At 41.1% G+C, this 11911-nt stretch carries 10 protein-coding genes; 8 read left to right on the top strand and 2 right to left on the bottom strand.

Annotated features, from left to right (window positions below; all coding sequences use genetic code 11):
- The first annotated feature begins 65 nt into the window (after positions 1 to 65).
- The 5 genes from BUC10_RS15560 (at position 66) to BUC10_RS15540 (ending at position 5068) form a co-directional block, all read left to right on the top strand.
- A complete protein-coding gene (locus BUC10_RS15560) occupies positions 66 to 275 on the top strand; it encodes a membrane or secreted protein (RefSeq protein WP_073181341.1) in 210 nt (69 codons plus the stop codon).
- 38 nt (positions 276 to 313) lie between these two features.
- Positions 314 to 874, top strand: a complete 561-nt coding sequence (locus BUC10_RS15555) for an RNA polymerase sigma factor (RefSeq protein ID WP_073181336.1) — start codon at positions 314 to 316, stop codon at positions 872 to 874.
- A 61-nt stretch (positions 875 to 935) separates the two neighbouring features.
- Positions 936 to 1811 carry a lipoyl synthase gene (lipA, locus tag BUC10_RS15550; protein ID WP_073181334.1) on the top strand — a complete coding sequence of 292 codons (876 nt, stop codon included), beginning with the start codon at positions 936 to 938 and terminating at the stop codon, positions 1809 to 1811.
- 27 nt (positions 1812 to 1838) lie between these two features.
- Complete coding sequence (gene gap, locus BUC10_RS15545) at positions 1839 to 2849, top strand: type I glyceraldehyde-3-phosphate dehydrogenase (RefSeq protein WP_073181332.1); 1011 nt, start codon at positions 1839 to 1841, stop codon at positions 2847 to 2849.
- 92 nt (positions 2850 to 2941) lie between these two features.
- Positions 2942 to 5068, top strand: coding sequence for a tetratricopeptide repeat-containing hybrid sensor histidine kinase/response regulator (locus BUC10_RS15540; RefSeq protein WP_245812842.1), 2127 nt, complete (start codon positions 2942 to 2944; stop codon positions 5066 to 5068).
- On the opposite strand, the gene lpxK is transcribed toward BUC10_RS15540, so the two are convergent.
- Positions 5065 to 6006 carry a tetraacyldisaccharide 4'-kinase gene (gene lpxK, locus BUC10_RS15535; RefSeq protein WP_245812841.1) on the bottom strand — a complete coding sequence of 314 codons (942 nt, stop codon included), beginning with the start codon at positions 6004 to 6006 and terminating at the stop codon, positions 5065 to 5067. The genes BUC10_RS15540 and lpxK overlap by 4 nt on opposite strands.
- Before the next feature lie 102 nt (positions 6007 to 6108).
- On the opposite strand from lpxK, the gene BUC10_RS15530 reads away from it, so the two are divergent.
- Positions 6109 to 7203, top strand: a complete 1095-nt coding sequence (locus BUC10_RS15530) for a Nif3-like dinuclear metal center hexameric protein (RefSeq protein WP_073181328.1) — start codon at positions 6109 to 6111, stop codon at positions 7201 to 7203.
- Between the two features lie 3 nt (positions 7204 to 7206).
- Positions 7207 to 7986 carry a zinc ribbon domain-containing protein gene (locus tag BUC10_RS15525; RefSeq protein WP_073181326.1) on the top strand — a complete coding sequence of 260 codons (780 nt, stop codon included), beginning with the start codon at positions 7207 to 7209 and terminating at the stop codon, positions 7984 to 7986.
- A 237-nt stretch (positions 7987 to 8223) separates the two neighbouring features.
- On the opposite strand, the gene BUC10_RS15520 is transcribed toward BUC10_RS15525, so the two are convergent.
- The gene (locus tag BUC10_RS15520; protein WP_073181324.1) at positions 8224 to 8772 is read right to left on the bottom strand and encodes a ClpP family protease; all 549 of its coding nucleotides are present in this window, start codon (positions 8770 to 8772) and stop codon (positions 8224 to 8226) included.
- Between the two features lie 449 nt (positions 8773 to 9221).
- Here BUC10_RS15520 and BUC10_RS15515 point away from each other — a divergent pair.
- The coding region (locus BUC10_RS15515) for an HYR-like domain-containing protein (protein ID WP_222843733.1) at positions 9222 to 11911 on the top strand (2690 nt) is incomplete at its 3' end.

Below are 11911 nucleotides of genomic sequence, written 5' to 3'. Positions count from 1 at the left end.
TATAAAAATAGCGAACCTTCATATGCTTTAGAGGGTATTTTGTACCTTTGCACAAAAGCTGAAGCATGAAGTTAGCATTGTTGACCATAGGTCTTTTAGGACTCGCATTTGCTGGTATAGCCATTAAAATTTGGTCAAAAAAAGATGGCAAGTTTGCAGGTACTTGCGCAAGTCAAAATCCATACTTGAACCAAGAGGGAGAGGCCTGCGGGTTTTGTGGCAAGCTGCCTAGTGAACAAGAATGCAAAAAAGATTCCATCCCCGAACTTCAGTAAACCTAGGCGGAACCATATTCCCTTAAAAATGAAGGTTTTTGAATAAAACGGAGCAATCCATTAAAGAAAATATCCAAAAGGCAAAAGTGGGCAACCAGATTGCCTTTAGCCTACTTCTAGATACTTTTTGGAACGAAGTCTATGCCTTTCAATTGGCCCGCACCAAAAATGAAAACGATGCAGAGGACATCACCATCCGTACCTTCTCCAAGGCTTTTGATAAAATTGGTTCCTACGATGAGGCCTATGAGTTCAAGACTTGGCTGATAACCATTTCCAAAAATCTTCATGTAGATCTTATTCGTAAAAGAAAGCGCAGTTTACTGGATGAAATGGAGAGCAGCGGAGATGAGGTAAAAAAAGTTCTGGATGAAACCCCATCGGTCGAAGATCAATTGATTACGGAACAGAACCTAGCCAACCTACTTCGTGATATCAAAAAACTAAAGCCTCCATACCAAAAGGTCATTAATCTTAGGTATTTTAATGAGTTGAGCTATGCAGAAATAGCAAGGGAACTCAATGAGCCAGTAAACAATATCAAGGTTAAACTCCTCAGAGCCAAGAAGCTTTTGGCAGAGATCATTCAGAAACACTAGCCCTTTTCGATGGTGTAGGTTTCCTGCCCAGTTTCGTATCTTTGTACCTCAAATTTTGTTTATGGGCACAGCAGCTGTAGAAAACGTTCTCCCACCAAAAGGAAAGCCAAAATGGCTTAGGGTCAAGTTGCCAACAGGCAAGAAGTACACCCAACTCAGAGGGTTGGTGGACAAGTATGACCTGCATACGATCTGTACTTCGGGAAGTTGCCCCAATATGGGTGAATGTTGGGGAGAAGGAACGGCCACATTTATGATTTTGGGAAACATCTGTACCCGATCTTGTGGTTTTTGCGGCGTAAAAACAGGTAGACCTGAGAGTGTTGACTGGGCAGAACCGGAAAAAGTAGCACGTTCCATTAAAATTATGGGCATTAAACATGCGGTGGTTACCTCTGTGGATCGCGATGACCTTAAAGATATGGGTTCCATTATTTGGGCAGAAACGGTCAAGGCCATCCGAAGGATGAACCCTGAAACCACACTTGAAACCCTAATTCCTGACTTCCAAGGAGTTGAAACCCACTTAGACCGCATATTACAAGCTGCCCCGGAAGTGATTTCACACAATATGGAAACGGTAAAGCGATTGACCAGAGAAGTTCGAATTCAAGCGAAATATGAACGTAGCCTGGGAGTCCTTGAATACCTGAAGAAAAATGGTGCCAACCGCACCAAATCTGGGATTATGCTTGGTTTGGGAGAGTTGGAAGAAGAAGTGCTCCAAACTATGGAGGATTTGAGAAATGTAGATGTGGACGTTGTTACCATTGGGCAATACCTACAACCCTCCAAAAAACACCTGTCTGTCAAAGAGTTCATTTTACCGGAACAGTTTAAAAAATATGAGGAAATTGGTTTAAAAATGGGCTTTAGACACGTAGAGAGCGGAGCTTTGGTAAGGTCGTCCTACAAGGCTCATAAGCATATTCACTAAGCACAAATTCCCCTCACAGCTTCTTTAATGAAAAGTATAAACGTTGGAATCAATGGTTTTGGACGTATTGGAAGGACCCTTTTCAGGTTGCTTCAAGTCCATCCGCACATCAATGTGGTAGCCATTAACGATTTGGCCGATGCACGCACCTTGGCCCATTTATTAAAGTATGACAGCATTCACGGTACCTTGGAGGCAAATATCTTTGCAAGGGACAATAAGATATGCTTTGGTGAAAACGAAGTGGTGGTAACCAATCACAACCATCCGGAAAAAATAGATTGGAGCAAGCACCAGATAGATGTCGTGGTGGAGGCATCTGGCAAGTTTAAAACCAAAGATGAATTGAGTCACCACCTTAAAAATGGGGCAAAAAAGGTTATTTTGTCCGTTCCGCCGCTGGAAGACGAAATTAAAACCGTGGTTTTGGGGGTAAATGAATCCATAATTGAGGCTGAAGATCATATTATCTCCAACGCCTCATGCACCACAAACAACGCCGCACCTATGATTAAAGTGGTCAAGGAGCTTTGCGGAATTGAGCAGGCCTATATCACAACGGTCCATTCGTACACATCGGACCAAAGCCTGCATGACCGCCCTCATAGAGACTTAAGGAGATCAAGAGCCGCAGGACAGTCCATTATTCCCACTACCACAGGGGCTGCAAAGGCCCTGACCAAAATTTTTCCTGATCTGTCCGATGTGATAGGCGGATGTGGTATACGGGTGCCCGTACCCAATGGTTCGCTTACCGATATTACCTTCAATGTTAAAAAAGACACCTCAATTGAAGAAATAAACAGTACTTTTAAACATTACGCCAATAATGAACTTAAAAATGTACTTTATTTCACCGAAGACCCCATTGTTTCCATCGATATAAACAATAGTTGTTATTCTTGTACGTTTGATTCTTTAATGACCTCCGTTATTGGCAGAATGGTGAAAATTATCGGGTGGTACGACAATGAAACTGGGTATTGTTCCAGAATTATCGATTTAATAGCTTTGCTTATAAACAAAAACTACGTTTGACCTCGAATCTCAAATATGGGCGTCTTGGCTTTCCAAGATGCGTGTTTTGGTGCATCTTATTTTGCATCCAAATTTCTTTTGGTCAAAAAGATGTGAGCTCCACCGCCAAAGTACAGTCCATTTTTGATGAATTCACCGTCTACCGCCATCAAAATAAGATTGATAAAGCCCTGGAGACTTTGGCCCAGGCAGCAGAGATAGCTGAAAACAATGAGGATGCCAAGCTGCTGCTGGATACATACCACCAATATGCCCGATTATATTTGGAGGAAGGAGATCGGGAAACCACACTTTTTTATTGGGACCGAGCAAGTATTTTGCTGAAAGACCTTAGCTATTCCTATGGTTCGGCCTTCCATAATTATTTGGACGCCGCCCTTCGCTTTGACGAAGGCAACAACTTTCAATCGCTTAAACTACTGGAAGAATCCAGAAAATTGAGCAATAATAGAAATCTGGGCAACAATATTCTGCTGCTGGAAGCCTATATTTTCACCAATATTGAAAAGTATGAGGATGCTATCAAAAACCTGCATGCCCTTATTGTAAATTCTGATGATAAGGAAAGGGCCTACCTGGCTACCAAAGCAAATCTGCAATTGGCCAAAATCAGTTTGGAGCTGGATGACCTGGAGGAAGGTATTATTCATTCCCAAGCCGCCTTGGAACTAGCTGATAAGCATGGTTATTTTAAGGAGATCAAAGCATCCAATGAAAGACTTTCCAATATCTATGAGCGCACTGGGGACTATAATCAGGCGCTGGTCTACCATAAAACCTTAGAACAGCTCAAGGATTCCATTTTTAATATTGAGAAGGTTACCCTAGAGACCAAAACGGCGGACAAAATGCGGTTTGAGCATCAAATGACGGAAATCAACAAGCTCACCGCAAAAAATGAAGAGTTGAGCGAATCCAAGAGTCGTTCGGAAATCACCTTGATTTTAACCTCCGCATTTTTAACAATAATTTCGTTATTGGCGGTTTCACTTTTCCGAAACAACCAAATCAAATTAAAGACAAACGATCTCCTGTACACCAAGAATAAAGAGTTGGAGCTGGCAAGGGATTCCGCAGTATCGGCAATGGAAGCCAAGACCAATTTCCTTTCAACGGTTACCCACGAGTTAAGAACTCCGCTATACGCCGTGACCGGACTCACCCATTTGCTGTTGGAAGAAAACCCGGCGGATCACCAAAAAGAACATTTAAAATCCCTGAAATTTTCAGGGGATTATTTGTTGAATTTCATCAATGACATTCTTCAAATCAATAAAATAGATGCGGATAAGTTGGAACCTCTGAACATCGAGTTCAAATTGCAAAAAGTACTTACCGATGTGGTGGATTCGTTACAGCAAAACGCCAATGAGAACAACAGCAAGCTAATTCTGGACTACGATCCCAATATTCCAAGCCAACTGTTAGGTGACCCCATCAAGATTTCCCAGATTTTCATGAATTTGGTGGGCAATGCCCTAAAATTCACTAAAGATGGTAAGGTTGAGGTCATTGCAAAAATGCTCAAAAAGGAAGAAGATGAGGTTAAACTCTACTTTGAAGTCAAGGATAACGGTATTGGAATTTCCGAAGACCAGCAGAAAAACATTTTTGACAGTTTTGAACAAGGTTCCATACAAATCAACCGAGAATATGGCGGTACCGGTCTAGGCCTTACTATCGTGAAGAGTTTACTTGGGTTGTTCGGAAGCAAAATTCATTTGGAAAGTGAACTGGGACATGGAAGCTCGTTCTTCTTTGAATTGGATTTGAAATGCGATTCCAATGCTCTGAATGAGGTCGCTTTTGAACTCAATCCAGAAGAATTCGATTTCAAAGGCCTGCATGTTTTAGTTGTGGAGGATAACAAAATCAATCAGGTCATCACAAAGAAAATGTTGACCAAAAAGGAAATTACATGTGACATTGCCAATAATGGTAATGAGGCCATCGATTTGGCAAGGGCCAACACCTACAGTGCCATATTAATGGACATTCACATGCCCGGTATCAGCGGCGAGGAAGCTACCCGCCAGATTCGTAAGTTTGATCAAGAAATTCCAATCATAGCCCTTACTGCAATTTCTTTGGACGATAGTTTGGACAGCTTTTACGAAGCAGGTTGTAACGATGTTGTCACCAAGCCGTTTAAACCTGAAGTTTTCTATCAAAAAATAGGAGAAAACATCTTCCGAAAAAAAATGGAGGGATTGGTTTAGAACAGGGCCTTTAATCCATCTTCCAACACTTTAAGGTCGCTTTCCGAAAAGGCATGTGCAATTTCCAAATACAATATATTATCTAACTTTCCCTGTAATCGTACAAAGTCTTTCTCTGTAGTTAGGACAACTTCATAACGCTTGAGATTTTTAATCTGCTGTTCTGTAAAATTGTGATGGTCCGGATGCTCATGGTGCTTAAACACCAGTCCATTTGCTTTTAGGTAGTCCACCAATGGTCTGGGATTGGCAATACCTGTAACGAGAGCTACTTCCCGATGTTTTAACTGCTCCAGATTGCCTTCAGTTCCTTCGGGACTTTTGAGATTTCCATATTCCAAATGGCTAAAAAGAAGTTTTTGATGTTTTCTAGGTTTTAGTTTTAGCTTAATATCGGCCTTTTCTTTAGCTGAAAGCTGATGTGGGCATTTGGTAACAATTATCAAATCTGCTCGCCTGGATTCGCGTTTACTATCCCTCAGGTTCCCTGTGGGAAGGTACCAATCATCTACATATAACTTATCATAAGTGGTCAATAGGATTGCATAGGTCGATTTCACCTTTCTATGCTGAAAGGCATCGTCAAGTAAAATAATATCCGGTTCCACTAGCTTTTGCAACTGGGAAATGCCATTCCGTCGGTCCGCATCCACTGCCACATGCAGATGGGGAAACTTTCTATAAAGTTGATAGGGTTCGTCTCCCAAATCAGCCACGGCTGATGAAGGTTCGGCCAAAAGAAAACCTTTGGACTTCCGGCGATACCCCCTACTCAGGACGGCTACCTTATTACCTTTCAAAAGGCGAACCAAATACTCAATCATAGGAGTCTTGCCAGTACCTCCAACACTTAAATTACCAATACAAACAGTAGGGGTGTTAAAGCTCCTGGAACTAAAAAAACCAATATCGTATAGAAAATTTCTAAGGTATACCATAAGGGTATAAATTAAAGAGAAAGGAAACGCAATTTTCCGAAGCAGCTGAAGCATAGGGCGAAAATATAATATTTTATCTTTAGCCTACTTAATAAAGACCAAATGACCGTAAAGGAAATAACAGATATACTGGAAGAACTGGCACCACTCTCCCACGCTGAAGATTTTGACAACGTTGGCTTATTGGTGGGTAATCCAAAACAGGAGGTTAGCGGGGTTTTGGTAACCTTGGATACCTTGGAAAATGTGGTTGACGAGGCCATCCAAAAAGGGCATAACCTCATTGTAAGCTTCCACCCTATCATATTTAAGGGACTCAAAAAAATAACGGGAAGCACCTATGTAGAACGTGTGATCTTAAAGGCCGTCACCAACAATATTGCGATCTACAGCATGCATACGGCCCTGGATAACAGTAAAATGGGAGTAAATGCCAAAATTTGCGAAGTCTTGGGCATTCAAAACCCCAAAATACTAATCCCAAAGTCCGGTACCATTAAAAAATTGATCACTTATGTACCGCTTAAGAAGGTAGAATCTGTAAAAAAAGCACTTTTTGACGCTGGCGCGGGTGATGTGGGCAATTATAGCAATTGCAGCTTTAGTACCGAAGGCGTAGGCAGTTTTATGCCAGGGGAAGACTCCAATCCCGCCTTGGGGCAAAAGGGTTCGACCCACTATGAAAATGAGGCCCAAATCCATGTTATTTATTCATTCGAAAGGGAAAAGGCCATCCTAAACGCGCTTTTAAGCAACCACCCTTATGAGGAAGTCGCTTATGAAATAACTACACTGCACAATACAAATCAGGATATTGGGATGGGTATGATCGGTGCTTTGCCCGAATCCCTCGATGAACAAAGTTTCTTGCTTCATGTAAAGGATAAAATGAATGCATCGGTTATCAGGCATTCCGAGTTTTTGGGCAAAAAAGTTTTGAATGTAGCCGTGTTGGGGGGAAGTGGAGCTTTTGCCATTAGCGCCGCCAAAAAAGCAGGGGCCGATGTTTTAATCACCGCAGACATCAAATACCATGAGTTTTATCAGGCCGAAAAACAACTCGTAATAGCGGATATTGGGCACTTTGAAACTGAGCAGTTTACAAAAGATTTATTGGTTGATTATCTTATCAAAAAAATTCCTAATTTTGCAATCTCTTTATCGGAGAGCATTACAAATCCCATCAAGTATTTATAATTTATGGCGAATAAAAGTGAAAGCACTGTGGAAGAAAAACTAAGGGCGTTATATGACCTACAGCTTATTGATTCCAGAGTTGATGAAATACGCAATGTTAGAGGAGAGCTACCTCTTGAGGTTCAGGACTTGGAAGATGAGGTTCTTGGTCTTAAAACCCGCACAGACAAGCTAAAAACTGATGTGGAAACCATCAATTTTGAAATTGCTGCAAAGAAAAATCTTATTGAAGAGTCCAAAACGCTCATTAAAAAGTATGCAGAGCAGCAAAAGAATGTTAGGAACAGCAGGGAATTTAATTCTTTGAGCAAGGAAGTAGAATTTCAGGAATTGGAAATTCAACTGGCTGAGAAGAACATAAAGGAATTCAAAGCCCAAATAGAGCAGAAAAAAGAGGTGATTGCCGAAACCAAGGAAAAACTTTCCGAAAGAGAAGGCCATCTTAAGCATAAAAAGGGAGAGTTGGACGCTATTTTGGCAGAGACCGAAAAAGAAGAAAAGGCCCTTTTGAAAAAATCAGAGGAATTTGAAGACAAAATTGAGGAACGTTTGATTCAAGCTTACAAACGCATCCGACACAATGTGAAAAATGGCTTGGCCGTGGTTCCTGTAGAACGCGGAGCTTCGGGAGGTTCATTTTTCACCATTCCACCTCAGGTCCAAGTAGAGATTGCCTCAAGGAAGAAAATCATTACCGACGAACATAGTGGACGTATATTGGTAGATCCTCTTTTAGCTGAGGAAGAGCAGGCAAGAATGCAAGAAATGTTTACCAAAATCTAAACTTGGTTCCAAATAAAAAGTAAAGCCACCTTTTGGTGGCTTTTTTATTTCTACTAACCAGACCTCCAAAGTCGACAATTAAGTAAAATTTAACGCATTTTTTGTATTCGCCTGTAAACTTTTGGCACCAAAATTGTCGTATATAAGATAAATATTCCGCTTAGGCGTCCATATATAACAAAAAGTCCTTCACAATACTTTGCGAAGGACTTTTTCCTTTTTAAACGAATACCTGAATTACTCCAAGATCCCGTCTACAATACCATATTTCACGGATTCTTCGGCACCCATCCAATAATCACGGTCAAAATCTTTCATGATCTTGTCAAAATCCTGTCCACAATTATCAGCCAAAATTTTAGCACCCAATTCTTTGGTCTTAATAATTTCCTTGGCCTGAATCTCAATATTTGAGGCCTGACCTTGGGCTCCGCCACTGGGTTGATGAATCATTACTCTTGCGTGAGGTTGAATAAAGCGTCTCCCCTTCTCCCCTACAGATAACAAAATGGACCCCATTGAAGCTGCCAAACCTGAGCATACTGTAGAAACAGGACTTTTGATTTGTTTGATGGTGTCGTATATCGCAAATCCAGAAGTGACATAGCCTCCAGGACTATTAATTATAAGTTGGATTTCATCGTTGTTTTGTAAATCCAGATAGAGCAAGCGATCAATAACATGTTTGGCAGAATCATCATCTACCATTCCCCATAAAAATACTTTTCGCTCGTCCAATAACTTTTCTTGGATCAACTCTTGAACTTTACCTTTTTTTGAACTCATTCTTTATTTGTTGAAAGTTTCAAAATTAATCAAATTCTAGATAAGAACAGTTGCCCTTTTTTATCCAGATCAAAAGCGCTGGCAAAGGACATAAAATTGGAATTGAAGTTAAAAAAGGTAACTCTTGGTCGAAGATTTTGGGTCATTCAACGATGAAAACATCATTTTAATTCACTGATTCACAGTTATCTATGAATTTGTCCGCTCATCGGAAAAGGGACCGTACATCGATTTAAGCTGTAGCTATATCGTGTAACTTTTCCGATCCATGCTTTCCGTCATTTCTTTGGCATTAGAATTATAAACCCAAATCAGAATAATTCCAATCTAAACCAAGAAAACCTTGACCTCTAGCGATTTCCATTTCAATTCTATTTTTTAATCCTTCAGGCAAGGCATTTCATAATGTTTAAGTGAATCCGACCACAGGTCGTCCCAAATTTAAGCCTATGAAGAGCAAAACTACTTTAACACTCCAGTCGATTTTTGTGTCCGTTACACTATTGTTTTCACTAACGGCAGGGGCACAAGTAAAAAAGGCATTTACTCCAAGGTATTCAGAGACCATTAAAGGTGATGTTACCATTATTGCCAACAATGTGCTTTCTAGGCACGCTACCAACGCATATACCGGGGAGGGCGGAAACCACGATTTTTCCAATAATGTTTTTGTAGATATCGACTTTGATAATTCAACTTTTAATTCAAGTAGTGCCAATTTTTCCAATCCGGAACCAGGCCTAAGCTGTTTGAACTTTAAAAAAGTATTACTGTATTGGGCGGCCGCGGACAAAGAATATGATACTAATGCCGATACCGGGAACGGAGGAACCGAGCCTGTTTGGAACTACAACCAGGTGAAGTTGATGATGCCGGGACAATCTTCCTATAACACAGTGACCGCGGATGAAGTTATTTACAGGGGTAGGGACGAGCACTTTGTAAATGACCCTTACATCTGTGTAAAGGATATCACTACGGATGTAGTTGGTCTGTCAAATCCTTTTGGAAAATTTCAAATTGCCAATGTTAAGGCCACCGAAGGAGATTTATACTCCCATTCCGGTTCCCATACTGGTACCTCGGGTGGATGGCAAATTGTTTTTGTTTACGAAAATCCGAGTCTCATCGGTAAAAATGTAACCCTCTTTGATGGTTATGTGCATATTACAAAGACCGAAGGGGAAGTGGAATTTGATTTTAACGGCTTCCAAACCGTGCCCACTGGAAATGTAAACGCCGACATTATTTTAGGTTCTTTTGAAGGAGACCGAGATATAGATGGAGACCAATTACAGATTTTTGACACCAATAGCACTTGGTCCAACCTTTCCACCACTTTGAGGGATTCAAACAACTTCTTCAACAGTAGAATTACGCTGAACAATGCGGACTACACTAATAGAAATCCTGCAAGTACCAATACGCTCGGTTTTGACGCCGCTGTCTTTGATCTACAAAACACAGGAAATAAATTTATTGATAACAATCAGACCTCTGCTCGATTTAAAATAACATCAGACAAAGAGAGTTACGGGCTCTACCTTTTAGGGTTGAGTGTGGAAGTTTATGAACCTAGTCTAGGTGCTCTAAACTTTACCTCTTCCACATCTGGAACTGGCTTCAATCCCGGCGATAACGTTCAAATGACCTTGAGCGTTGAAAACTCTGGAAATGATGACATCCAAAATCTTGAAATTTACACCACCCTTCCACAAGAGGTGGATTTTGTAGATACTGAAACATTGCCTTCCGGGGTAACTTACAATTTTAATACAACGACTAGAGAATTACGGTTTTTCGTGCCTGACGGCAATACGGATGTCGGGGATCCACTTTATACATTGGATTTTAACGTTCAAGTAAAGGACCAATGTTTCTTTTTGGAATCAGCTTGTTCCACAAACTTTGCGATGCAGGCAACGGCTACTTTCAGTGGAGTAACCAATACCAATCCTGTTGTAGCTCAGAGTTCAGGTACCTTGGATAGTTGTGGTATTGGTAATTTCGACCCAACGGTTGTGGCTATCAATCAACCTGATCAGGTGAATTGGTCAACCGCAGCAAACGGTTTGGATACCACCGTTTCCTGTGATGATACAGATGCCTTGAATGCTGCCCAAGCTTTGGAACCAACTACAGAATTTTGCAATTTTACTCTGAACAAGGTTTCGGGTAGTTTTGTAGCAAATCCTAGCTGTCCTGGTGAAGGAACCTATACCAATACATGGACATTTACAGATGCATGCGGTAGAACAAGCGATATCTTTACCCAAGTAATTACTGTTGAAGACACCACAGCACCCAACTTTGTTGAGGCATTGCCCTCCGATATAACCGTGGAATGTGATGATATCCCAGCCGCAGCTGTGTTGACGGCTGATGACAATTGTGACACAAATCTATCGGTAACTTTTGATGAGCAAATTACAGATAACGATGCATGCCCATCTGATTATACCATTACAAGAACATGGTCAGTAGAGGACTGTGCTGGTCACCTTACAGAGCATATTCAAACGATTACGGTGGTAGACAATACTGCACCAACTTTTGTGGAATCACTTCCGGGTGATACAGTAGCGGCCTACGATGCCATTCCAAGTACGGAAGTGTTAACCGCTAATGATAATTGTGACCCTGCTGCTTCAGTAGGTTTATCTGAAACTTATATAGGTGACAATACAAGTACAACTTATACTATTGTTAGAACCTGGACCGCTTCGGATTGTGCTGGGAACTCGATAGATCATACCCAAAACATTTTTGTAACCGAAAATGGTGACCCGGTAGGATTGTACATTAACGATGTCACCGTTGATGAAGCCGCCGGAAATGCGGTATTGGAAATATTCCATGTTGGACAAGTTACAGGCGGTTTTACCGTAAATCACAATACTGCTGATGGTACTGCTGTCGAATCTCAGGATTACAACCAGCTTTCAGGTAATCTGAACTTCAATGGAACACATGGAGAAACTATAACTGTTTCGGTAGCAATTAACGATGATACTATTATTGAAACCACTGAAGCCTTTACTGTTCAACTATCATCGGCTGTAAACACTCCGGCAATTAATGATAATTCTGGAGAGGTAACCATAAACGACAACGACGGGGGCGCCGGCAACGGGGTCAG

This window comes from Flagellimonas flava (assembly GCF_900129665.1).
GTDB classification, from domain to species: domain Bacteria; phylum Bacteroidota; class Bacteroidia; order Flavobacteriales; family Flavobacteriaceae; genus Flagellimonas; species Flagellimonas flava.
The sequence above is the reverse complement of the archived record's forward strand: the minus strand, read 5'-3'. Positions and strand labels throughout refer to the sequence as shown.

Coding starts and splice junctions, on each gene's coding strand:
- BUC10_RS15560 (WP_073181341.1), top strand. CDS start 66: ATGAAGTTAGCATTGTTGACCATAGGTCTTTTAGGACTCGCATTTGCT.
- lipA (WP_073181334.1), top strand. CDS start 936: ATGGGCACAGCAGCTGTAGAAAACGTTCTCCCACCAAAAGGAAAGCCA.
- gap (WP_073181332.1), top strand. CDS start 1,839: ATGAAAAGTATAAACGTTGGAATCAATGGTTTTGGACGTATTGGAAGG.
- lpxK (WP_245812841.1), bottom strand. CDS start 6,006: ATGGTATACCTTAGAAATTTTCTATACGATATTGGTTTTTTTAGTTCC.
- BUC10_RS15530 (WP_073181328.1), top strand. CDS start 6,109: ATGACCGTAAAGGAAATAACAGATATACTGGAAGAACTGGCACCACTC.
- BUC10_RS15525 (WP_073181326.1), top strand. CDS start 7,207: ATGGCGAATAAAAGTGAAAGCACTGTGGAAGAAAAACTAAGGGCGTTA.
- BUC10_RS15520 (WP_073181324.1), bottom strand. CDS start 8,772: ATGAGTTCAAAAAAAGGTAAAGTTCAAGAGTTGATCCAAGAAAAGTTA.